Source organism: Paucimonas lemoignei (genome assembly GCF_004342585.1).
GTDB classification, from domain to species: domain Bacteria; phylum Pseudomonadota; class Gammaproteobacteria; order Burkholderiales; family Burkholderiaceae_D; genus Paucimonas; species Paucimonas lemoignei.
In genome coordinates this window covers 51,519-74,695 of the sequence record NZ_SLZQ01000013.1, presented here as the reverse complement: position 1 = coordinate 74,695, position 23,177 = coordinate 51,519, and the positions used below count along the sequence as shown (strand labels likewise).

General features: G+C 60.1%; 17 protein-coding genes. 14 read left to right on the top strand and 3 right to left on the bottom strand.

Annotation, left to right across the window (positions count from 1 at the left end; translation table 11 throughout):
- Positions 1-14 precede the first annotated feature (14 nt).
- The 11 genes from EDC30_RS19630 to EDC30_RS16380 all read left to right on the top strand — a co-directional run bounded on the left by EDC30_RS19630 (position 15) and on the right by EDC30_RS16380 (position 14,433).
- Positions 15-1,487 (top strand): enoyl-CoA hydratase-related protein, encoded by a 1,473-nt coding sequence (locus EDC30_RS19630; protein WP_207907311.1) that lies wholly within the window; start codon positions 15-17, stop codon positions 1,485-1,487.
- Positions 1,488-1,491: 4 nt separating this feature from the next.
- A complete protein-coding gene (locus tag EDC30_RS16425; RefSeq protein WP_132259941.1) occupies positions 1,492-2,370 on the top strand; it encodes an FAD binding domain-containing protein in 879 nt (292 codons plus the stop codon).
- Positions 2,367-2,849, top strand: coding sequence for a (2Fe-2S)-binding protein (locus tag EDC30_RS16420; RefSeq protein ID WP_132259940.1), 483 nt, complete (start codon positions 2,367-2,369; stop codon positions 2,847-2,849). Before EDC30_RS16425 ends, EDC30_RS16420 begins: the two co-directional genes overlap by 4 nt.
- Positions 2,846-3,610 carry an N-acyl homoserine lactonase family protein gene (locus tag EDC30_RS16415; RefSeq protein ID WP_243656827.1) on the top strand — a complete coding sequence of 255 codons (765 nt, stop codon included), beginning with the start codon at positions 2,846-2,848 and terminating at the stop codon, positions 3,608-3,610. Before EDC30_RS16420 ends, EDC30_RS16415 begins: the two co-directional genes overlap by 4 nt.
- Before the next feature lie 64 nt (positions 3,611-3,674).
- Complete coding sequence (locus EDC30_RS16410; RefSeq protein WP_132259938.1) at positions 3,675-6,047, top strand: xanthine dehydrogenase family protein molybdopterin-binding subunit; 2,373 nt, start codon at positions 3,675-3,677, stop codon at positions 6,045-6,047.
- Positions 6,048-6,803 (top strand): SDR family NAD(P)-dependent oxidoreductase, encoded by a 756-nt coding sequence (locus EDC30_RS16405; RefSeq protein ID WP_132259937.1) that lies wholly within the window; start codon positions 6,048-6,050, stop codon positions 6,801-6,803.
- Positions 6,804-6,834: 31 nt separating this feature from the next.
- Positions 6,835-8,394 carry a class I adenylate-forming enzyme family protein gene (locus EDC30_RS16400; RefSeq protein WP_132259936.1) on the top strand — a complete coding sequence of 520 codons (1,560 nt, stop codon included), beginning with the start codon at positions 6,835-6,837 and terminating at the stop codon, positions 8,392-8,394.
- Positions 8,395-8,516: 122 nt separating this feature from the next.
- Complete coding sequence (gabD, locus tag EDC30_RS16395; protein ID WP_132259935.1) at positions 8,517-9,992, top strand: NADP-dependent succinate-semialdehyde dehydrogenase; 1,476 nt, start codon at positions 8,517-8,519, stop codon at positions 9,990-9,992.
- A gap of 90 nt (positions 9,993-10,082) precedes the next feature.
- Positions 10,083-11,072, top strand: a complete 990-nt coding sequence (locus EDC30_RS20015; RefSeq protein ID WP_207907310.1) for a winged helix-turn-helix transcriptional regulator — start codon at positions 10,083-10,085, stop codon at positions 11,070-11,072.
- 324 nt (positions 11,073-11,396) lie between these two features.
- Complete coding sequence (locus EDC30_RS16385) at positions 11,397-12,608, top strand: ABC transporter substrate-binding protein (RefSeq protein WP_132259933.1); 1,212 nt, start codon at positions 11,397-11,399, stop codon at positions 12,606-12,608.
- A gap of 187 nt (positions 12,609-12,795) precedes the next feature.
- A complete protein-coding gene (locus EDC30_RS16380; RefSeq protein ID WP_132259932.1) occupies positions 12,796-14,433 on the top strand; it encodes a methyl-accepting chemotaxis protein in 1,638 nt (545 codons plus the stop codon).
- Between the two features lie 138 nt (positions 14,434-14,571).
- On the opposite strand, the gene moaA is transcribed toward EDC30_RS16380, so the two are convergent.
- The 3 genes from moaA to EDC30_RS16365 all read right to left on the bottom strand — a co-directional run bounded on the left by moaA (position 14,572) and on the right by EDC30_RS16365 (position 20,338).
- Complete coding sequence (gene moaA / locus EDC30_RS16375; protein WP_132259931.1) at positions 14,572-15,681, bottom strand: GTP 3',8-cyclase MoaA; 1,110 nt, start codon at positions 15,679-15,681, stop codon at positions 14,572-14,574.
- 98 nt (positions 15,682-15,779) lie between these two features.
- On the bottom strand, positions 15,780-17,120 hold the full coding sequence (gene chrA, locus EDC30_RS16370; protein ID WP_132259930.1) for a chromate efflux transporter: 1,341 nt from the start codon (positions 17,118-17,120) through the stop codon (positions 15,780-15,782).
- A 227-nt stretch (positions 17,121-17,347) separates the two neighbouring features.
- Positions 17,348-20,338, bottom strand: coding sequence for an Rne/Rng family ribonuclease (locus EDC30_RS16365; protein WP_132259929.1), 2,991 nt, complete (start codon positions 20,336-20,338; stop codon positions 17,348-17,350).
- A 717-nt stretch (positions 20,339-21,055) separates the two neighbouring features.
- On the opposite strand from EDC30_RS16365, the gene rluC reads away from it, so the two are divergent.
- Genes rluC through EDC30_RS16350 form a run of 3 tightly spaced genes read left to right on the top strand, consistent with a single transcriptional unit; the run spans position 21,056 to position 23,152 of the window.
- A complete protein-coding gene (gene rluC / locus EDC30_RS16360) occupies positions 21,056-22,099 on the top strand; it encodes a 23S rRNA pseudouridine(955/2504/2580) synthase RluC (protein ID WP_132259962.1) in 1,044 nt (347 codons plus the stop codon).
- A gap of 20 nt (positions 22,100-22,119) precedes the next feature.
- Positions 22,120-22,779: an HAD-IIIA family hydrolase gene (locus EDC30_RS16355; protein WP_132259928.1), complete on the top strand. Its 660-nt coding sequence runs from the start codon at positions 22,120-22,122 to the stop codon at positions 22,777-22,779.
- Positions 22,780-22,783: 4 nt separating this feature from the next.
- On the top strand, positions 22,784-23,152 hold the full coding sequence (locus EDC30_RS16350) for a Rieske (2Fe-2S) protein (RefSeq protein WP_132259927.1): 369 nt from the start codon (positions 22,784-22,786) through the stop codon (positions 23,150-23,152).
- Positions 23,153-23,177: the final 25 nt, after the last annotated feature.

The following is a 23,177-nucleotide window of genomic DNA, read 5'->3' as shown; positions in this document are numbered from 1 at the left end:
TTGGGACAAGAAACATGGAAATGAAAGACGAGATTCGCCTGGAGGCGAGGCGCGCGGTAGTGTGGGAAGCCTTGAATGACCCGGAAGTGCTGAAAGCCTGCATCCCGGGTTGCGAATCGCTGGAGAAAAATTCGGATACCGAATTGGTGTCGCTGGTGGTGGTCAAGGTCGGTCCGATCAAGGCCAAGTTTTCCGGCAAGGTCACGCTGACTGATATCGTGCCGATGGAAAGCTATCGCCTGATCGGTGAGGGACAGGGTGGCGTCGCCGGTTTCGCCAAGGCGGAAATCACCGTGCAGCTCGAAGATGAAGGCGCATCGACCCTGCTGCGTTATGGCGTGACCGCCAACATCGGCGGCAAGATTGCCCAGCTCGGCTCGCGCATGATCGACTCCACCGCGCGCAAGATGGCTGACCAGTTCTTCGCCAGCTTTAACGAGGTGATTCAAAGCCGCACCGGCGCCGCGCAGGCTGACGCGGGCGCAGCAGCTGTTTCGGGTGTAGCGGCTTCTTCGGGCGAAACGGCTTCCACTTCGGTCGCGACCGCCGTGCCGGAGGCTGGCGGCGCGATGCCGGTGTCAGACGATATCCTCGTGACCCTGGTGGATGTGCAGGAAGAAGACGAGCCGCCGGTCATGGTGCAGAACAATTCCGGCGGCTGGCTGGCACGATTGCTGGGACGCGCGCAGGCCGCGCCGGCGCAGCCTGCCGCCAAGGTTCCCGCGAGTAACGGCGTGCGCCACAAGGCTGCCATCGTCACACTGAACCGTCCCAAGCAGCGTAATGCCGTGACATTGCAGATGTGGCGCGACCTCGGGCGCATCTTTACCGAGCTTGGCCGCGATCCCAAGGTGCGCGCCATCATCCTGACTGGTGCCGGCGGTAACTTCAGCGGTGGTGCAGACATCGCCGAATTCTCCAAGGTGCGCGCTTCGGTGGAGCAGGGCGTGGAATATGAAGTGGCGGTGGATGCCTGCTGCGACGCCATCGCCGCCACCCCGAAGCCGACCATCGCCGTGGTCAACGGTTACTGCATGGGCGGCGCCTGCCACCTGGCGATGTCCTGCGATTTCCGTGTCGCCGCGACATCCGCGCAGTTCGGCATTCCTGCTGCGCGCCTGTCGATCGTCTATGGCGTGCGCGGCACCCAGCGTCTGCTGGCGCTGGTGGGCGTGGCCAATGCCAAGCGCATCCTGTATTCGGCGAAGAAATTCGGCGCCGAGGAAGGGCACCGCATCGGCTTCGTCGATCGCGTGGCGGCCGACCCGATGCGTGCAGCCAAATCCTTTGCCGCCGTCATGGCCGACAACGCGCCGCTGACCATCGCCGGCACCAAGGTCTTGCTCAACGGCCTGACCATGGGCATGGGCGTTCTGAATGACACGACCGTGCGCCAGGTGGTCGAACGCGCCGTCGGCAGCGACGATTACCGCGATGCGCGCCAGGCATTCGTGGAAAAACGCCAGCCAGTCTTCCTGGGGAAATAAACGCATGAAGCCGCCCAAGTTCGATTACTTCCGGCCGAGCACGCTGGACGAAGCGCTGGCAGCGCTGGCTGAGGCCAATGGCGATGGCAAGATCATCGCCGGCGGCCAGAGCCTGATGCCGATGCTGAACTTCCGCCTGCTGAACCCGGCAGTGCTGATCGACATTAACCGCATTGCCGAACTCGACTTTCTTGAAGAGCAGCCGGACGGCGGCTTGCGCATCGGCGCGCTGACCCGTCACCACACGATGGAAACCTCGCCGCTGGTCAAGCGCCTGTTCCCGGTCGCGAACGCTGCCATGCAATTCGTCGCCCATCTGGCGATCCGCAATCGCGGCACCATCGGCGGCAGCATCACGCATGCCGACCCGGCCGCCGAATTGCCGCTGATGATGGTGCTGCTCGATGCTGAAATCGTTATCGCGTCGTCGAAAGGCAGGCGTACCGTGCCGGCGGAGGAATTCTTCGTTGCCGCGCTGACTTCCGCCGTGGAAGAAGATGAAATCGTCGTCGAAATCCGCCTGCCGGGCCTGCCGCCGCAACATGGCTGGGCCTTCGAGGAAGTGGCGCGCCGCGCCGGCGACTTTGCCCTCGCCGCGGTCGGCGTGGTGATCAAGGCGGAGAACGGCATCGTCACCGAATCGCGCGTCGGCGTGATGGGCGTGGGCGACACGCCCATGCGCATGTACGACGCCGAGACCATCCTGTTCAACCAGGCGGTCGATGAACAAACCCTGGATGACATCGTCAAGGCGGTGCGCGACGCGGTCGAGCCTGCCACCGACCTGCATGCATCCGGAGATTACCGCCGCCACCTGGTTGGCGTATTGGTGCGCCGCGCCGTCGCCACGGCCTGGCAGCGCGCCATTGGAGAACAAGCATGATCGATACCCAAGAAATCACCGTGACCGTCAACGGCACCAAGTACCGCCGCGAGGTCGAGCCGCGCATGCTGCTGGCAGACTTTTTGCGCAACACGCTCGGCCTGACCGGCACCCATATCGGTTGCGAGCATGGCGTCTGCGGCGCCTGCACCATCATGGTGGACGGCAGCAGCATGCGCTCCTGCCTGATGCTGGCGGTGCAGGCCGATGGTTGCGAGGTCCAGACCGTCGAAGGACTGGGCAGCGTGGAAAAGATGAATCCTCTGCAGGAAGCCTTCCAGGAATGCCATGCCCTGCAGTGCGGCTTCTGCACGCCGGGCATGCTGATGACCTGTACCGACATGCTGCAGAAATATCCGCTGGAGAACGATGAACAGATCCGCGACGGCCTGTCCGGCAATCTGTGCCGCTGCACCGGTTATCAAAACATTGTCAGTGCTGTGCGCCTGGTGAAGGAACGCAGCAAGGAGGAGGCATGATGAAGATGCACGTACTCTCGGGCGGCCGCCTGCGCATGAAAAAAAGCGTCTACGTTCCGGAAGCGGATCGCGCGGAACTGGTCGAGCTGCCGGTGTCCTGCTATCTGCTGCGGCATCCGCAGGGCAATGTCCTGTTCGATACCGGTTGCCATCCATCGACGGCGCATGACGCCGAAGGTCGCTGGGGCGCGATGGCGCGGGCAATGGCACCGATTTCCGGGCCCAAGGACAATGTGGTGGACCAGCTGGCTGCCATCGGCGTGACGCCGGACGATATCGACGTGGTGGTGAATTCGCATTTTCATTCCGATCACTGCGGCTGCAATGAATTCTTCAAGAAAGCCACGGTGATTTGCCATGCCCGCGAGCTGGAAGCGGCGCGGCGCGAGGACGCCGAAAAGATGGGCTTTTTGCCGGTCGACTGGAAGCAGCCCATGCCGATGGAAACCATCGATGGCGAGCGCGACTTGTTCAACGATGGCCGCGTGGTGCTGGTGCCGGTGCCTGGACACACCGCCGGCATGACTGCTGCGCTGGTATCGCTGGATAAATCCGGCGCATTCCTGCTCGCGTCGGATTCGGTGGCCATGCGCACCAACCTGGAGCGCGATTTTCATCCGCGTAATACCTGGAATGTCGAACAGTCGGCCAAATCGATGGAAGAGATTCGCCGCATCGAGGCGGGCGGGGCTACTGTCCTGTTCGGGCACGATGACGAGCAATGGCAAACCCTGAAAAAGGGCGCGGAGTTTTACGACTAACGAGTTTGACGACTAAAGCGAGTGCGCGGTCCCACATCAACGAACAAGACAGAATTCAAGAGACATGGAAACAGCAAGCAAGTCGAAGCTGGTTGGCCAGCGCGTCAAGCGCTCTGAAGATCCGCGCCTGCTGACCGGGCACGGGTGCTATACCGATGACAAGCAGGTGGCAGGCCTCTTGCACATCGCCTTCCGCCGCAGCGACCAGTCGCATGCGCGTATCGTCGGCATCGATTATGCCGACGCTTTGGCATTGCCAGGAGTCGTCGGCATCTTTACCGCCGAGGACATGGAAGGCATGGTCAAGCCGGTGTATGCGACGTCGAAAATGCCGGAGTATCATCCGACCGCCATCTATCCTCTGGCGCGCGGCAAGGTGCGCTTTGTCGGCGAGCCGGTGGTGGCGATCGTGGCCGAAAGCCGCTACATCGCCGAAGATGCGATGGAACTCGTCAATATCGATTACGAATTACTGCCCAACGTGGTCGATCCGGAAGCTGCCGCCGAGCCGGACGCGCCGCTGTTGCACGAGGAAGCCGGCACGAATATTCTGGTGAAACGTGAATTCCGCCGTGGCGACATCGATGAAGTGATGGCGCAAGCGCCGGTCAAGGTGGGCGGGCGTTTCCGCTTTCACCGCAAGACCCCGTTGGCGATGGAAAACCGCACCTACCTGGCAGAGTACGATCAGGGCAAGCGCTCGATGGTGTTGCATTCCTCGACCGGTAGCCCGGGCATCGTGCGCGATGCGCTGGTGGAGGTGTTGGGCATTCCCGGCAGCCGCATGCGCGTGATAGCGCCCGACGTCGGCGGCAGTTTCGGCGGCAAGGGTTCGCTCTATCCCGAGGAAATCCTGGTGTGCGCGCTGGCGCGGCATCTCGGCCGCCCGGTGAAGTGGACCGGCGACCGCATGGAAGACCTGGCGTCTACCAGCCAGGCATTCGATGAAACCGTCGATGCCGAAATCGCGGTGGACCATGACGGCAAAATCCTCGGCTTGCGCGCCAATGTGATCGGCGACGTCGGCGCTTATTCGATCTACCCCTGGACTGCAGGCCTGGAGCCTGTGCAGGTGATCAGCTTCATGCCGGGTCCGTATCGCGTGCCTGTCTATCACGGCAAGGTGCGTGGCGTGGCGACTTCGAAATCGCCCACGGGCCCGTATCGCGGCGTCGGCCGGCCGACTTCCACCTTCGTCATGGAACGGCTGGTGGATATGGCGGCGCACAAGCTCGGCATGGATCCCAAGGAGATGCGCCTTCGCAACCTGATCCGACCTGAAGAATTTCCTTACAAGACCGCGCCGGGCATCGTCTGGGACCGTTCGGGGTTCATCGAATGCCTGGAGAGTGCCTGCGAAACGGTCGATTACGCCACCTTGCGCAAGAAGCAGGAAGAAGCGCGCGCGGCAGGGCGCTGGGTCGGCATCGGTATCTCGTCCTATGCCGAACTTTCCGGCATCGGTTCGCGCATCTCGGCCTCGCCCGGCATGCCGATCAATACCGGGACCGAAATCTGCAACCTGAAGATCGATCCGAGCGGCGCGATCACCGCTTCCTTCGGTATCGCTTCACACGGCCAGGGCCTCGAAACCTCGCTGGCGCAAGTGGTCGCCGACGAGTTGGGAGCGCGCTTCGAGGACATCACGGTGGTGCACGGCGACACGGCCGCAGTGTCGCACAGCACCGGCACCTACGCCAGTCGCAGCGCGGTATTGGCAGGCGGCGCCGGCACGCTGGCGGCGCGCGGACTGCGCGAGAAGCTGGAGCGGATCGCGGCGCATCTGCTGGGCAGCCACGCGCAGTACATCAGCATCAGCCAGGGCGTGGCGACTGCCGCCGACAATGGCCGCAGCATGACCATCGCCGACATCGCCGACACGGTGTATTCGCAGATGGGCAAGGTGCCGAAGGATGTCATCGAGGTGCTGGAAGAAACGCAATCCTACGACCCGGTCTGGGGCACCACCAGTTCTTCCACGCATATCGCCATGGTCGAGATCGACCCGGAAACCTACATGGTGCATGTCACCGATTACCTGGTGGCGGACGATTGCGGACGCGTGATCAATCCGATGATCGTCGAGGGCCAGGCGCATGGCGCGGTGGCGCAAGGCATCGGCGCCGCGCTGTTCGAGGAAGTGATCTACGACGAACGCGGCCAGTTGCTGACTGCCAGCCTGGTCGACTATGTCGCGCCATCGGCGCCGGAAGTGCCGGACACCCGGGTGCTGCATGTCGAGTCGGCGCTGCCGGCCACCATCGGCGGCTTCCGTGGCATGGGCGAGGGCGGCACCATCGGTGCGCCGGCAGCCATCGCCAATGCCGTATCGGACGCGCTGGCGCCGCTCGGTATCGAAATCCAGGAATTACCGGTAACGCCGGAACGCCTTTTCCAATTAATCGAAAAACAGAAATCCAATTCAAAGGAGATGTAAATGAGCGCAAAACTGCAAGGCAAGGTTGCCCTGGTGACCGGTGCGGGCCGCGATGTCGGCCGTGAAATTTCCCTGGCTTTGGCGGCAGAAGGCGCCACGGTCGCGGTCAACTACAACAGCTCGGCGACTGAAGCGGAAGCGGTGGTAGAGGAAATCAAAAAACTCGGCGGCAACGCGCGCGCCTATCGCGCCAATATCGGCAAGTATGAAGAAGTGACGGCAATGGTGGATGCCATCATGAACGACTTCGGCCGCATCGATATCCTGGTCAACAATGCCGGCCTGGTGATCACCGAGCGCTTCGTTAACACCACGCCGGAACAGTGGGCCAAGCAGATCGACGTTTGCCTGTACGGTACTATCCATACCTGCCACGCGGTGGCGCCGCACATGATCAAGCAGAACGGTGGCCGCATCATCACGCTGGCCGGCGATTCTTCCCGCATCGGCGAGAGCAATCTGGCCATCGCCGCGGCTGCCCGCGCCGGCGGTATCGCCCTGATGAAGTCGCTCGCCAAGGAGCTTGGCCGCGCCAACATCACCGCCAACGCCATTTCGTTGGGCCTGATCGAGACTGCCCATTCCGATCCGGAATTCCTGGCTGCCAACCGCGACAAGATCGTCAAGCAGTATCCGCTGCGCCGCATCGGCAAGCCGGTCGACGTCGCGCCGACCGTGGCTTTCCTGGCTTCCGATGGCGCTTCCTGGATCACCGGCCAGGTACTGAGCGTCAACGGCGGCTTCTGCATGGTTTGATCGCCGGAGGCCAAGAGCAAGAGGAGACAATATGATACATACCGAACTGATCGCCCCGCTGGGCCCTTTGCTACGCCGTCATGCTGAAACCAAGCCGGAGAAGTTCGCATTCCGGGACAGCAGGACATCTGTCAGTTACGGCGAACTGGAGCCGATCACCGCCAACCTTGCCGGCCATTTGCAGGATGCCGGCATCGAGCCTGGCGATTGCGTCGCGCTCTTTCTGCCCAATTCGGTGGAGTGGGTCGAGGCTTGCCTGGGGACGGTGCGCGCCGGCGCCGTGAGCGTGCCGATCAGCTACGATGCGACACTGCATGAAGTGGCGTATCGCATCAGCGATGCCAACTGCAAGGCGATTATCACGAGCAATGAGCGTGCCGAACTGGTGGCAAAACTGCAGGCCGAACATCCTCATCTCAAAACGGTGATTCTGACCGACCGGGGAGATACGACCGCGGCGAGCGCCGGCTGCCTGCGCTTTGCGGCGTTGTGCCGAAATGCGCCGCGTTCCGCGCCGCGTGACCTGGAAACGATCGACGAGCCATCTTTCATCGTTTACACATCGGGCACCACCGGCCGCGCCAAGGGCGTATTGCTCTCCCAGCGCAGCATGCTGTGGGTGACCGCTGCCTGCTGGGCGCCGATCGCAGGGCTGAATGAAAACGATCACGTGTTGTCGCCCTTGCCGCTGTTCCACTCGTATGCGCTGAATCTTACGGCAGTCAGCATCGTGGCGACAGGCGCGAGCGAAACAATACTGGAAAAGTTTTCCACCTCCGAAGTCATGGCGCAGTTGAAGGCTGGCGGCGTGACGGTATTTCCCGGCGTGCCCACCATGTTCCATTACATGCTGGAAGCGGCGCGCGCCGAGCCGGGTGTGCGTTTTCCTGGTCTGCGCGTCTGCCTGTCCGCCGGCGCCATCATGCCTGCGCCTGTCAATCAGGAATTCGAACAGCGCTTCGGCGTCATGCTGCTTGACGGTTACGGCATTACCGAGACCTCGACGATGGTGACGCTCAACTGGCTCAGCGGTGGCCGTGTGATGGGTTCCTGCGGCTTGCCTGTGCCGGGTTTGACGACCCGCATCATCGATCCTGCGACCGGGCTGGACGTCGCGGCCGGTGTCGAAGGCGAGCTAGTCGTGCGCGGTCCCAACCTGATGAAGGGCTATCACAACAAGCCGGAGGAAACCGCCAAGGCAGTCCGCAATGGCTGGTATCACACCGGTGACCTGGCGAAAGCCGATGACAATGGTTTCCTTACCATTACCGGCAGGCTGAAAGAACTCATCATCCGGGGCGGTCAGAATATTGCGCCCGCCGAGATCGAGGAAACCTGTTGTGCTCATCCGGCGGTGCTGGACTGCGCCGTGGTCGGCGCGCCGCATCCGCATTTGGGCGAAGTCCCCGTGGTATTCGTAGTGCCGCGTCCCGGCACGACGCTGGTCGAGGCCGATCTGATCGAGCATTGCCGCGAGCGCTTGTCGTCGTACAAGCTGCCCCAGGCTGTTCACGTAGTGGAAGAAATTCCGCGCACCGGATCGGGCAAGATCATCCGTTTCAAACTGAAGGAAGTCCTCACCACAAATTGAGGAAGCGTGTCATGCCGGGCAGTTCATGTTCGGCATGACACGGAATGTTCATCGCTTGCGGAACGCTGCCGTCATCTGCCATTGCCGCTGCGCCATTGTCACCTTATACGCCAAGAGACCACATGAACCAAGCCACTATCTCCGCCATTCGTTTGCAGGATCCATCTCTTCTTCGTCAGCAATGCTATATCGACGGAGCCTGGGTTGATGCCGATAGCGGCGGCACCATCGCCGTGGATAACCCCGCGACCGGCGCTGCCATCGGTAACGTGCCGAAGATGGGCGGTACCGAAACCCGCCGTGCCATCGAAGCCGCCGAAGCCGCCATGGGAGCCTGGCAAGCGAAAACGGCCAAGGAGCGTGCTGTCATTCTGCGTAAATGGTTTGAGTTATTGATGGCGAACCAGGAAGACTTGGCGGTCATCATGACCACCGAGCAAGGCAAGCCCTTGGCGGAAAGCCGTGGCGAGATCGCCTATGCCGCTTCGTATGTCGAATGGTTCGCCGAAGAAGCCAAACGCGTGTATGGCGACACGATTCCCGCGCCCGCCGGCGACCGCCGCATTGTCGTCATCAAGCAGCCGGTCGGCGTGTGCGCGGCGATCACGCCCTGGAACTTTCCAGCAGCGATGATCACCCGCAAGGTTGCACCGGCACTCGCGGCCGGCTGCACCATCGTCGTCAAGCCCGCCAGCCAGACGCCGTTCTCGGCATTGGCCCTGTGCGTGCTCGCCGAGCGTGCCGGCATTCCCAAGGGCGTGTTCTCATGCATAACCGGATCGGCATCGGAAATCGGCGGCGAAATGACTGCCAATCCGACGGTGCGGAAATTGACCTTCACCGGCTCGACCGAAATCGGCAAGCTGCTCATGCAGCAATGTGCCGCCACGGTGAAGAAAACATCGATGGAATTGGGCGGCAATGCGCCATTCATCGTGTTCGACGATGCCGATCTCGATGCGGCAGTGAAGGGCGCGCTGATCGCCAAGTACCGCAACGCCGGGCAAACCTGCGTCTGCGCCAATCGCATCCTGGTGCAGGATGCGGTTTACGATGATTTCGTCGCGCGCTTTGCCAAGGCGGTAAGTGCCTTGAAAGTCGGCGACGGTCTCGAGAGCGGCACGGTGATCGGTCCGCTCATCGATGACAAGGCGGTCGCCAAAGCCGAAGAGCATGTCAGCGATGCCACGAAAAAAGGCGCAAAAGTCATCCTCGGCGGAAAACGCCATGAGCTTGGCGCCAATTTCTATGTGCCAACCATTTTGGCCGACGCGACTCCCGACATGGCGATCTTCCGCGAAGAAACGTTCAGCCCGGTCGCGCCCGTCTTCCGATTCAAGACCGAGGAAGAGGCGATTCGCCTGGCCAACGATACCGAATTCGGCCTGGCAGCCTATTTCTATGGTCGCGATATCGGTCGCGTCTGGCGCGTGGCCGAGAAGCTGGAATACGGCATGGTCGGCGTCAATGAAGGCTTGATTTCCACCGAGGTGGCGCCGTTTGGTGGCATCAAGGAAAGCGGCAATGGCCGCGAGGGATCCAAGTACGGGATCGAGGATTACCTGGAAATCAAGTACCTGTGCATGGGAGGCATCTGACGTCGCCCGTATATAATGAAGTGCTCTGAACTTGTTCCGTCATTGCGCCAGATTTAGGATTCGATCATTACTATGCCAGCCGTGCAATCAATGAGCACTTTGCAGGATGCGGATGCCCCTCCGCGCTTTCCATCGCTGGACCGATTCTGTTCAGTCGGCCGTACGGTCGAAATCCTCTCGGATGCCTGGAGCTTTTTGGTCTTGCGTGAATGCTTTTTCGGCGCGCGCCGTTTCGAGCAGTTCCAGAGCGTTCTTAAATTGCCGCGCAATACCCTGGTCAAACGCTTGCTCAAGCTGACCGAACTCGGCTTGTTGCGCAAGGTTGCCTACTCGGCGTCGGCAGCCCGTTTCGAGTACCGACTGACGGAACAGGGCAGGGACTTGTATCCGACCATGCTGGCCTTGCTCAAATTCGGCGATACCTGGCAAAGCGATGGCCAAGAGCTTCCGTTGCGTCTGATTCACAAGCGCTGCGGCAAGCATTGCTCGCCAGTGGTCGCATGCTCGGCTTGCAACCAGGCTGTCGACCCGCACGACGTGCAATACCGTAACGGCCCGGGGGCAGGCAGCCAGGCACGCCAGCTCGACCGCATACGTTCGCGTCGCGCTTCCGATCCGCAGGTGCTGCAGCGCTTGCGTCCCTGCTCGGTGGCACGGTCGCTGCAGATCATCGGCGATCGCTGGAGCTTCTTGTTAATCCGCGAAATGTTTTTCGGCGTGCGCCGGTTCGATGAATTTCAGGCCAACCTCGGCATTGCCAGCAACATTCTCACCGACCGTCTGCAGCGCTTGACCGAGCATGGCGTCATCGAAAAGCGCCAATACCAGGCTCGCCCGGATCGTTACGAGTATCGCTTCACCGCCAAGGGACGCGACCTGTACGGCTCGATGATCGTCATGATGCACTGGGGCGACAAGTGGCTATCCCATGGCAAGCCGCCGCTGATCCTGCGTCATCGCCTGTGCCAGCATGATTTCTTTGCTCGTGTCGTATGCAGCGAATGCGGAGAAGAACTCGATCCGCGTCAAGTCGAGTACGGGTTGAGCTACAGCTTCGACAATTCATGCGAGGCCGCCTGACGAACAATACCCGATGGGGTTTATGCGTGTGCGCTGATGTCGTCAAGACAGGGAACATGACGCGCTTGCTTTCGCATCGTGAGGTCAAGTTAATGCTTTCATAAGTGGATTGAAAAAACTGTCGATTTGATTATGAAACTCGTCTGGGACGGCAGCAGGCATGCCGTGACTTCGCTCGCGTATCGGTGATTCACGTTGCACTTAAATTATTCGAGAATGGATGACAAAGTCTTTGACATTGCGTCACGATTTTAATAATCTACTTATGCAAGCGTATTACTTGCTTAAATATACTATTTAGTAAATCCAGATTGGAGCGAGACAATGAAGAAAGCAATGAAGGTATTGCAGTTCAGCCTGCTGGCGGCATTTGCCGCAGGGGCTGCCAATGCGCAGGATACGAAGCCTTTGCGCATCGGCGTCATGACTGACATGACCGGCCAGTTTTCCCACGAAGCCGGCCAGGGAGCGGTCAATGCCGTAAAAATGGCGGTACAGGATTTTGGCGGCAAAGTGCTCGGGCGCCCCATCGAAGTGGTCGTCAATGATCACCTCAACAAGCCGGATATCGCTGCCACCAAGGCGCGTGAATGGTTCGATACGCAAAACGTCCGCATGATCTCCAATCTGATCAATTCCGGCGTGGCGCTGTCGGTAATCGGCGTGGCAAAGGAAAAGAACGCCATCGCCATCGTCAACGGCTCCGGCTCTTCCCGCATCACCGGCGATGCCTGCACGCCCAACAGCATTCACTATGCCTACGACACCTGGGCATTGGCGCATGGCACGGGCAATGAAATCGTCAAGCAGGGCGGCGACAGCTGGTACTTCCTGACCGCCGATTACGCCTTCGGCCATTCACTGGAAGCCGATACGATCGGCGCAGTCAAGGGCAAGGGCGGCAAAGTGCTGGGCACCATCCGCCATCCGGTCAACACGTCGGATTACTCTTCCTTCCTCCTGCAGGCACAGAGCTCCAAGGCCAAGGTAATTGCGCTGGCAGGTTCCGGCACCGGTTTCATCAACAGCGTCAAATCCGCGTATGAATTCGGCGTGACCAAGTCCGGCAAGCAAACCCTCGCGGGCCTGCTGGTGTGGATCACCGACGTCGATGCCATGGGCCTGGAAATCGCGCAGGGCCTGACGCTCACCAGCGGCTTCTATTGGGACCGCGACGAAGAAACCCGCAAATGGTCCAAGCGCTTCTTCGAGATGACCAAGCGCATGCCGACCATGGGCGATGCCGGCGACTATTCATCCACGCTGCATTACCTGAAGGCGGTGCAGGCTGCGGGCACGGACGATACCGCGGCAGTCATGGCCAAGATGAAGTCGACGCCGATCAACGACATGTTCGCTAAGAACGGCAAGATCCGCGAAGATGGCCGCATGGTGCACGACATGTACGTGTACCAGGTGAAGAAGCCGTCCGAATCGAAGTACCCGTGGGATTACTACAAGCAGAAAGCAGTGATCCCGGCGGACAAGGCATTCCGCCCGCTTAACGAAGGCAACTGTCCGCTGGTGAAGGGCTAAGCGGCAAAAGGAAAGGAAGAGATAAGCTCTGTCGCGAATTCATCTCTTCCTGCCAAAACAAAACGCGCCGCTCCTTATCCAGGCCGGCGCGTTTTTTATCAGCGTCGCTCTATCGACAGCGTCGCAAAACTCATCGTTTAAATCCTGAACATATTCATTCTGTTTAATAAAAAATCTGGGAAGTAAAATGTCGTTTGCAAATATGAGAATCGGCTTCCGGCTGGGCTTGGCTTTTGCTCTTGTGCTGGGGTTGTTGGGTACTGTTCTGGGCTTGAGCCTGAATTCGATGGGGCGTATCGAGCATCGCCTGAACGATATTGTGAACGATAAAAATGCCAAGGTTGCCGCGGCCAGCGACATGGCATTCGCGATCCGCGACGTGGCTACGCATGCCAGCAACATCGTCTTGCTGAACGAAGATGCGGCGATCGACGCAGAAAAGAAAAGGATGGGCGAGGCGCGCGCGCGATACGGCGCCGGCAAGAAGGAATTGAGCAAGTTGGCCACCAGCGAAAAGGAACAGGCCCTGCTGGCGACGCTGAACGATTTGCTGGTCATCGCGGTGCCGAAAAATAATGAAGTGCTGGCAATGAAGGCCGAGCAGAAAAATGCCGAAGCCACCGAACACCTGATGAGCGTGGCGGCGCCGGCGCTGCGCAAGACGCTGGTGGCGCTCGACGATATCGTCGCCCATGAAAAGGAAATGGCGGCGCAGGCAGCCGTCGACGCACACGCCGAGTATGAGCATTCGCGCAATATCGTGCTGGTTCTCGGCGGCTTGACCATGCTGCTGAGTATCGTGGTCGCCTGGCTGATCACGCGCTCGATCGTCCGTCCTCTGAAGGCGGCGGTGCGCGTGGCGGAAACGGTGGCGGCAGGCGATATCTCGACGCGCATCGACGTGCGCTCGACCGACGAGGCCGGGCAGCTGATGCTGGCGCTCAAGAACATGAACGACAGCCTGGTGCGCATCGTCGCGCAGGTGCGCACCGGCACCGATGCGATCGCCACTGCCTCCACCCAGATCGCCTCGGGCAACCTCGATCTCTCCGCGCGCACCGAACAACAGGCAGCCGCGCTTGAAGAGGCTGCTTCATCGATGGAAGAATTGACTTCCACCGTGCGGCAAAACGCCGACAATGCGCGCCAGGCGAATCAGCTCGCGGCTTCCGCGTCGGAAGTGGCAGGCAGGGGCGGGGTGGTAGTGTCCGAAGTGGTCGATACCATGGCCGCGATCGACACTTCCTCGAAGAAGATCGTCGACATCATCGGCGTCATTGACAGCATCGCGTTCCAGACCAATATCCTCGCGCTGAACGCCGCAGTGGAAGCCGCGCGCGCCGGCGAGCAGGGACGCGGATTCGCGGTGGTAGCGGCAGAGGTGCGCACGCTGGCGCAACGTTCCGCATCTGCGGCCAAGGAAATCAAGGGCTTGATCGACGATTCGGTTGCCAAGGTCGATTCAGGCAGAAAGCTGGTCGATCATGCCGGCGTAACCATGCAGGAAATCGTCGCCAGCGTGCAGCGCGTCACCGATATCATGAATGAAATCGCCGCCGCCAGCAGCGAGCAAAGCGCGGGCATCGAACAGGTGAATCACACGATCGCGCAGATGGACCAGGTGACCCAGCAAAATGCCGCGCTGGTCGAGGAAGCCGCGGCAGTGGCGGCATCGCTACAGGATCAGGCCGGCGGCCTGGCGCAGCTGGTGAAAGTGTTCAAGCTGGACGATAGGGACGCAGGGGAGCGAGTGGCAGCCTTGCCGGCGCCGGCTCAGCGCAACGCGCCTGCCCGTATGGCATTGCCCGCGCCAGGGCGAACTTAATAAGCTAGCCTGGACGGCGAAGACTGAAGCTAAGCCGAGGTGTGGCGGAAGTTAAGCCTGCCTCGCAGCACGCCTTATTTTCAAAGCAGGCTGGCAAGCGGCCTCTGACCATGGCAAATTGCTGAAGGCTTGCCAGCTTCATCCACCGATATACGACATTTCGATCTTGCGCCTGGCCGTCGCTTCCGTCTGGCTGGTGCGCAATTCGGAATAGCGGTCGGAGCGTGCCTGCCACAAGTGGGCAAGCGCACCGCTGATCTCTTCATCGCTGTGGCCGCCGCGCAGCAGGGCACGCAAATCATGCCCCTGGCTGGCGAACAGGCAGGTATAGAGCTTTCCCTCGGTAGACAGGCGCGCACGCGTGCAATCCTGGCAAAAGGCTTGCGTAACGCTAGAAATGACGCCGATCTCCCCGCCGCCATCCAGATAGCGCCAGCGTTCGGCCGTCTCGCCGGTGTAATTAGGCGCGATCGCTTCCAGCGGCATGGCTTCGTCGATGCGCTTCACGACATCAGCGGAAGGCATCACCTCGTCCATTTTCCAGCCATTGCTGGCGCCGACATCCATGTACTCGATGAAACGCAGGATGACGCCGCTGCCATGGAAGTGGCGCGCCATCGGCAGGATCTCGCCATCGTTCATGCCCTTCTTGACCACCATGTTGACTTTCACCGGTCCCAGCCCGACACGCTCGGCGGCCTCGATGCCAGCCAATACATCGGTCACGGGAAAATCGACATCGTTCATGCGGCGGAACGTGGCATCGTCCAGCGAATCGAGCGATACGCTCACTCGCGTCAGGCCGGCATCCTTCAATGCCTGGGCCTTCTTGGTCAGCAATGAGCCATTGGTGGTCAGCGTCAGGTCGAGCGCGCGGCCATCCGGCGTTTTCAGCTCGGCCAGCATCGCAATGAGTTTCTCCAGATTCTTGCGCAGCAGCGGCTCGCCGCCGGTCAGGCGGACCTTGTCGACGCCATGGGCGACAAACACACTGGCGAGTCGGGTGATTTCTTCGAAAGAAAGCAGGTCCGTGTGCGGCAGATAGCGGTAATCCTTGTCGAACACCTCTTTCGGCATGCAATACACGCAACGGAAATTGCAGCGGTCGGTGACGGAGATACGCAGATCGCGCAGCGGCCGGCCGAGGCTGTCGGCGAGAAGCCCGGAAGGTGCCACCGGGCGCACGGGAATGACCGGTTTGGTAGCGCGGGTGCGCAGGTCGGTCACGGGGATGAATTTTTCAGTCATGCCGGCGATGCTTGCAGTGTCTTCATGTAAAAAGTCGGTATGCTTCAATAGCCAATCAACAATTTACCAAGAAAATTCCGACTGCCTGAACGGTATTATCAATGGAAAGAAGATACCACGAGCCCGACAATCGCACATGCCGTCAACAAAGAAATCGTTCCGAGTTTATAGCGGAGCAGGGCGATGCAGGATGCGGCTGCCAGCGCGATCGCGACAACATCCCATTGCATTAGAGGTTGGGAAAGTTTGAATACATGTTCCGCGAAGAAAACTGCGAGACTCAGGATGACGCCCACCACCGCGGCGGAAATCGCCGTCAGCGGAGCCGTCAGGCGAATCTTGTCGCGCGTGGCTTCCACCACCGGACCGCCGGCGAGGATGAATACAAAAGACGGCAGGAAAGTGAACCACGTCGTCACGCAAGCGCCCAGAATTCCAGCCAGCACCAAACTCTCCGGACCGAGCACTGTTTTGGTCCATGCGCCGACGAAGCCGATGAAGGCGACAATCATGATCAGCGGCCCCGGCGTGGTCTCTCCCAATGCCAGGCCATCGATCATTTGCGCTGCGGTGAGCCATTGATAGGTTTCAACGCCGCCTTGATAGACATAAGGAAGCACGGCATAAGCGCCGCCAAAGGTGAGCAAGGCAGCCTTGGTGAAGAACCAGCTCATCTGCACCAAGGGCGTAGCTTTGCCGAAAACTGCAACCAGCATGCTCCACGAGACAATTCCCATAGCGATGCCAATCAGCGTTACGCGAAAAAGCTTGCCCCACGAAAAACCGGCATGTTCCGGTGTGGGCGTATGGTCATCAATAATCGCCGGTCCAGATTCTTCTGCGACATTCGCCTGCTTATGGCCACCGCCTACTTTAAACACGTCAGGAGCAAACTTCCCGCCAATCATGCCCACAAGTGCCGCACCCAGAACGATGAAAGGGAAGGGCACATCAACGATCGCAATTGCCACGAATGCGGCCAGCGCAATCGCCATCAACCAGCCATTCTTCAGCGTCCGTGAACCGATGCGCCATGCCGCAGCCAAGACGATGGCGACCACGGCCGGCTTGATGCCGTAAAGGATGCCCGCCACTAGTCCGACATGGCCGAATGCCAGGTAGATCCACGACAGCGCGATCAGAATCACCAAGGAAGGGAGCACAAAGAGAGCCCCCGCGATAATGCCGCCAAGCGTCCCATGCATCAGCCAGCCGATATAGATCGCCAGTTGCGTGGCCTCGGGGCCGGGCAATAGCATGCAATAGTTCAGCGCATGGAGAAAACGCCGCTCCGAGATCCAGCGTCTTTTTTCGACCAACTCTGTATGCATGAGCGCGATCTGGCCTGCCGGACCGCCAAAACTGATAAAGCCAAGCTTGAGCCAGTAAAGCAGGGCTTCTGTAAAGGATACATTATGCCGCAGGCTGGTCGTGAACATGTTGATATTCAAGCTTGTCGTGGTCGGTGGCAGGCATGTTAGCGCCCCGCTTATTGCTTGTCATTAAGGAATGACTAAGATAGGGGGCGTTTTTATCGCGGATGTTCTTGAAACGGGAGGTCATGTATCAGCGCCATGTGGAGGATGGGGTACAGGGGACTGGAATGCGGGACAGGGATAAAAAAAGAGGAGCCGAAGCTCCTCTTTCTGACGATTGCCTAATGCGATTAACGGCGCGTTTCGACCTGCACCAGCGGTTCAGTCGACAGCGGCGGCAACGGCTTGCGCTCGCGCGGCACGCGCACCGGCGGCACGATACGGGCCGCTGCTTCTTGGGCAGCGCGCAGCTTCTCGGGATCGGTGCTCGCCAGCGTCAGGCCAGCGGCACTGAGGACGCTGCGCAATTCATCCAGCGGCATCGGCGCAGCAACAACGCGCTGATTTTCTTCAGCAGCTGCCTGAGGTTGTGAAGCAACCGGCGCGACTTCCGCTTGAGCAGCAGGAGCGGCAGGTGTCTCAACCGGAGCTTCGGCGGCCACAGGCGCAGTTTCCGGCGCTGCTGCAGTCGGGGCTGGCGCTGGCGCAGGCGCCTCTTCAACAGCCGGCTCCAGCGGCAGGGAAGCCTGTTCTGCAACGGTAACTGCAGGGGCAACAGGAACCGTCGGCGCTGCAACCGGTTCCGTTACGACGTTGGCTTGCACCGCGACGAATTCTGCGGCTGGCTTGTCTGCCTCAGCTTCCACAGCCGGCTGCTCTTCCGCTTTGATCGCAGGAGCGGCATTTTCAGCATCAGCGCCGGCTGTTTCGACTGCATTGACTGCTTGTGGCGCTTCTGCAGCGTCGGCTGACTCGATGTCCGTCTCGTCCGCTACCTCAGCCGCGCTTTCGCCTTCGGCCAGTGCTTCGGCACCTTCGCGCTCACGGCGGTTACGGTTACGGCCACCACGACGACGGCGGCGGCGGCGCTGTTCCTCACCTTGCTCGCCGGTTTCAGATTCGGTTGCGGTGCCTTCCACCTGGGCTTCGGCTTGTTCCGAAGCGATCTCAGCGATGCTCACACTTGCGGTTGTCAATGCCGGTACGCCGGTGGCAAGCGGCATTGCTGCAGTCTCAACCGTGGATTCCTCCGCCTTGACTTGCACTTCCTTGCGTTCTTCACGATTACGCTGCTGGCGCTCGGCACGCTCCGGCCTTTCGGCGCGTTCGGTTCGTTCGCCACGCTCCGGACGTTCCGTGCGCTCGCGACGTCCTTCCTGCGGATCGCGCTGCTGGCGCGGCTGACGGCCAGTTGGTGCGCCGGCTGTTTCGGTCAGGGCGGGCTTGGCCGCTGCTTCCTGGCGTTGTTCGCCGCGTGTTCCTTCTCGGTCCTCGCGCTGGCCACGGCCATTGCGATTGCGGTTGCGCTGGTTGCGGCCACCGCGTTCGCCATTGCGTTCGCGCGTTTGTTCGGGTTTCACTTCTACTGGAGCAACCGGGGCAGGAGCCGGTTCCGGTTTCTTGAAGAAGAAGCCGAACAACTTGCTCAGGAAGCCAGGTTCGCCGGAAAGAATGGCCGGTGCTGCCGCAGGAGCCGCTTCCTCGGCTGCCTTGCGTTCGATAATCGGTGCCGGTTGCGCCGGGGTGATGCCCTTGACCACGGCTTCCTGGCGCGGCTTGGCGGCTTCATCCTTCTGGCGCTTGCTGAAGCCGAGATCGGTTTCGGCTTCTTCTGCCAGCGTATAGCTGGCTTGCATGTCTTCCAGGCGCGGATCGTCGTGCTTGATGCGCTCCATGCGGTAATGCGGCGTTTCCAGATGCTTGTTCGGGATCAGGATCACGGTCACGCGATGGCGTGTTTCGATCTTCAGGATCTCGCCGCGCTTTTCATTCAACAGGAAGGCGGCCACATCGACCGGCACCTGGATGTGGATCAGCGCCGAATTTTCCTTCATCGCTTCTTCCTGGATGATGCGCAGCACCTGCAGGGCGGAGGATTCTGTATCGCGGATATGGCCGGTGCCGTTGCAGCGCGGGCATGTCACGTGGCTGCCCTCGGACAGCGACGGACGCAGGCGCTGGCGCGACAATTCCATCAGGCCGAAGCGGGAAATCTTGCCCATCTGGACCCGCGCACGGTCATAGTGCAGCGCATCTTTCAGGCGGTTTTCGACTTCACGCTGGTTCTTGGAATTCTCCATGTCGATGAAGTCGATCACGATCAGGCCGCCCAGGTCGCGCAGGCGCAACTGGCGGGCCACTTCATCGGCAGCTTCAAGATTGGTATTGAATGCGGTCGTCTCGATGTCGCTGCCACGGGTGGCGCGCGCCGAGTTGACGTCGATCGATACCAGCGCTTCGGTATGATCAATAACAATAGCGCCGCCGGAAGGCAGCGGCACGGTGCGGGAATACGCGGTTTCGATCTGGTGTTCGATCTGGAAGCGCGAGAACAGCGGCACATCGTCACGGTAACGCTTGACGCGGTGGATCATGTCCGGCATCACGTGCGCCATGAACTGGTGCGCCTGCTCATAGATATCGTCGGTATCGATCAGGATTTCGCCGATATCAGGCTGGAAATAATCGCGGATGGCGCGGATGACCAGCGAGGATTCCTGGTAAATCAGGAACGCACCCGGTGCGGACTGACCTGCGCCTTCGATGGCGCGCCACAGTTGCATCAGGTAGTTCAAGTCCCACTGCAGTTCTTCGACGCTGCGGCCGATGCCGGCAGTGCGGGCAATCACCGACATGCCGGAAGGCAGATCGAGCTTGTCCATGGTTTCGCGCAATTCCTGGCGATCTTCGCCTTCGACACGGCGCGAGACGCCGCCGCCGCGCGGATTATTCGGCATCAGCACCAGGTAACGGCCAGCTAGCGAAATGAAGGAGGTCAGGGCGGCGCCCTTGTTGCCGCGCTCTTCCTTTTCGACCTGGACCATGATTTCCTGGCCTTCGCGCAGCGCTTCCTTGATGGAGCAATTGCGCACATCGACGCCTTCCTTGAAATAGCTGCGCGCCACTTCCTTGAAAGGCAAAAAGCCATGACGGTCTTCGCCGTAATTGACGAAGCAGGCTTCCAGCGAGGGTTCGATGCGGGTGATGACACCCTTGTAGATATTCGATTTGCGCTGTTCTCGGCCAGCGGTTTCGATGTCGATGTCGATCAGCTTTTGCCCATCGACGATCGCCACACGCAGTTCTTCCTGCTGCGTGGCGTTGAATAACATCCGTTTCATGTTGTTATGCTCCTGACCCGAAGGCCATGTCAGGGCTGCAGCCAGCGAGCGTAGTCAGCTTTCAGAAACAGCGACAGGGTGCGGCCCGTGTGCACTGCCGGCATGTTCTGCGCGGAGCGCCGATGCCAGAGTGGGGAACAGCCGACGGTTTCATGACCTGCCTTTATATTTCTCTAATTGACGACGCAAGCCGCTCACATGCAGCCACAAGTACAGGGATGTACGCAAGGATGGAGCACCCGGGGGAGAGAATTGCCTTGGCGTGCGGCCGCGCAGGAATCAAGCGCGCACCGCAACAGGGCGCAGGGTGTTGCAAGGTTTGCCGGACGCGGGCCGGGCCAGGTATGGGCGTATCGAAATACGGGCACAATACAGGCACAAAATACACGCACCCCAAGGCCTGGCAAACGCATTACCAGCAACGCACCGGTTCGCAAACGGCCAACCGGCTGCAACACTACCGACCAGCGAGCCTGCCCTTGTGAACGGGCTCGCCGGCATTATCTTATCTATCCGGGCATTCATATCCATCATCGTAGCGCGCCACCTGATCGCAACTGCGGTGCGACCCCGGTACGCACGGCGATGTGCATACACTGCTTTTCCATCGAATTTGCAATTCAGCGAGGCCGATGGTCACGCCTCTGTGTAGAATGCTCTTTTTATTCTCACACTTGCTTTGGGTTATGCCCATCGCGCAACGATTATATATTCAAAATGAAGGACTTAGCGAGATATTCAGAGGGAAGTGCAAAAAAACCTGCGCAATCCCAGCCATCGCAAGTCTTGCCGCAAGTTCAACTTGTGACGATTTCTTCCGAAGAAGCCGGCCAGCGCATCGATAATTTCCTGATAAGAACTTGTAAGGGCGTGCCGAAGAGCCATATTTACCGGGTCTTACGCTCCGGTGAAGTGCGAGTCAACAAGGGGCGGATCGACCAGACCTATCGTCTCGAAGATGGCGACGTAGTCCGTATTCCGCCGCTGAGATTGGCGGAAAAGCCGGCGCAAACTGCACCGGCGGCCGAATTCGCCATTCTGATGGAAGACGAGCACATGCTGGTGATCGACAAGCCAGCCGGTGTGGCCGTGCATGGCGGTTCCGGCGTCAGTTACGGTGTGATCGAACAGTTAAGGGCGGCGCGTCCGCAGGCGAAATTCCTGGAACTGGTGCACCGGCTCGACCGTGAAACGTCCGGGATTCTATTGCTGGCAAAGAAACGTTCGGCCCTGACGAATCTGCACGAGCAGATGCGCGAGGGAGCATTTGATAAGCGTTACCTGACCTTGGTTGCCGGCGATTGGCAAAACCGCCGTCAGCACGTCAAGCTGCCTCTATTTAAGTATACGACGCCGGATGGCGAGCGCCGGGTAAGGGTGCAGGCCGACGGCATGCCGTCGCACACGATTTTCCAGCTTTTGAGAAAATATGGTCCGTATACCTTGCTCGAGGCGGAGTTGAAAACCGGGCGCACCCACCAAATCCGCGTGCATCTGGCATCGAACGGTTTTCCAATTCTGGGTGACGATAAATATGGCGATTTCACGCTTAATAAGGCTTTGCAGAAGACTGAGGGCGGACGCCGGGCGCTGAAACGCATGTTCCTGCATGCGCATCAAATTACATTCACGCATCCGCATACCGGCAAGGAAGTTCGTCTGAATGCGCCGCTCCCAGCCGAATGCCTTAATTTTTTAAGCAGTCTGGAACAGCAGGCGGGACCGGTGCGAGATGATGACTTGGCTCAAGCAAAAGGGTAAGCGGTAACGCGATTAAAAACATGGCAAGAAAACAGTTTGACCTGATCGTCTTCGACTGGGACGGTACTCTGATGGATAGCACTACAGCCATCGTCAAGTGCATCCAGGCGGCCGCGCGCGACCTTGGCGTCCCGGCGCCGGACCGCGACATGGCGGCGCACGTGATTGGCTTGGGACTTCAGGAAGCCTTGCAAAAAGCGGTGCCCGGGCTCGACCCTGAGCATTATCCGCGCATGGTGGAGCGTTATCGTTACCATTACCTCAGTCAGGACCATGAACTGACGCTGTTCGAGGGGACGCGCGAGATGCTGCAGGACCTGTCGCAAAAAGGTTATTTCCTGGCTGTTGCCACCGGCAAGAGCCGCGTCGGCCTGACCCGGGCGTTGCATGCGGCCGGCTTGATGTCCTTTTTCGATGCCACGCGCTGCGCCGATGAGACTTTTTCCAAGCCTCATCCGGCCATGCTCAACGAACTTACGCGCGAACTGGGACAGGACATGGGGCGCACCGTGATGATCGGCGATACCACCCACGACTTGCAGATGGCGGTCAACGCCGGTGCCGCGGGAATCGCCGTGCATTACGGCGCCCATCCGGCGCACCAGTTGCGCGCGCTGGCGCCCGTTTATGCCGCCGAATCCGTGCCGGAGCTGCATGCCTGGCTTGCCGAACATGCGTGAATCCATGAGTGAACTGATCCCGATCTGCCCGTCCGGAGATCTGTCCGAAGGCGGCAGGGGCGTGCGTTTTTCCCTGACGGCTGGCGGCGAGGACGCGACCGGCTTCGCGGTGCGCTATGACGGCGTGGCGCGCGCTTATCTGAACCGTTGTGCGCATGTGCCGATCGAGCTGGACTGGAACGAGGGAGAATTCTTCGATTCCACCGGCTTGTATCTGATGTGCTCCACGCATGGCGCTGTCTATCTGCCCGAATCCGGGCATTGCGCCGGCGGCCCGTGTCGCGGCGGGAAGCTGCGCCCGATCACGGTGGTGGAGGCGGATGGGATGGTATTCTGGCAACCGGACGATTATCTTACGCCGGTAAGAGCGTGAATCTCATATGACAGGGAAGGTTTAT

Coding starts and splice junctions, on each gene's coding strand:
- EDC30_RS19630 (WP_207907311.1), top strand. CDS start 15: ATGGAAATGAAAGACGAGATTCGCCTGGAGGCGAGGCGCGCGGTAGTG.
- EDC30_RS16425 (WP_132259941.1), top strand. CDS start 1,492: ATGAAGCCGCCCAAGTTCGATTACTTCCGGCCGAGCACGCTGGACGAA.
- EDC30_RS16420 (WP_132259940.1), top strand. CDS start 2,367: ATGATCGATACCCAAGAAATCACCGTGACCGTCAACGGCACCAAGTAC.
- EDC30_RS16415 (WP_243656827.1), top strand. CDS start 2,846: ATGATGAAGATGCACGTACTCTCGGGCGGCCGCCTGCGCATGAAAAAA.
- EDC30_RS16410 (WP_132259938.1), top strand. CDS start 3,675: ATGGAAACAGCAAGCAAGTCGAAGCTGGTTGGCCAGCGCGTCAAGCGC.
- EDC30_RS16405 (WP_132259937.1), top strand. CDS start 6,048: ATGAGCGCAAAACTGCAAGGCAAGGTTGCCCTGGTGACCGGTGCGGGC.
- EDC30_RS16400 (WP_132259936.1), top strand. CDS start 6,835: ATGATACATACCGAACTGATCGCCCCGCTGGGCCCTTTGCTACGCCGT.
- gabD (WP_132259935.1), top strand. CDS start 8,517: ATGAACCAAGCCACTATCTCCGCCATTCGTTTGCAGGATCCATCTCTT.
- EDC30_RS20015 (WP_207907310.1), top strand. CDS start 10,083: ATGAGCACTTTGCAGGATGCGGATGCCCCTCCGCGCTTTCCATCGCTG.
- EDC30_RS16385 (WP_132259933.1), top strand. CDS start 11,397: ATGAAGAAAGCAATGAAGGTATTGCAGTTCAGCCTGCTGGCGGCATTT.
- EDC30_RS16380 (WP_132259932.1), top strand. CDS start 12,796: ATGTCGTTTGCAAATATGAGAATCGGCTTCCGGCTGGGCTTGGCTTTT.
- moaA (WP_132259931.1), bottom strand. CDS start 15,681: ATGACTGAAAAATTCATCCCCGTGACCGACCTGCGCACCCGCGCTACC.
- chrA (WP_132259930.1), bottom strand. CDS start 17,120: ATGTTCACGACCAGCCTGCGGCATAATGTATCCTTTACAGAAGCCCTG.
- EDC30_RS16365 (WP_132259929.1), bottom strand. CDS start 20,338: ATGAAACGGATGTTATTCAACGCCACGCAGCAGGAAGAACTGCGTGTG.
- rluC (WP_132259962.1), top strand. CDS start 21,056: ATGAAGGACTTAGCGAGATATTCAGAGGGAAGTGCAAAAAAACCTGCG.
- EDC30_RS16355 (WP_132259928.1), top strand. CDS start 22,120: ATGGCAAGAAAACAGTTTGACCTGATCGTCTTCGACTGGGACGGTACT.
- EDC30_RS16350 (WP_132259927.1), top strand. CDS start 22,784: ATGAGTGAACTGATCCCGATCTGCCCGTCCGGAGATCTGTCCGAAGGC.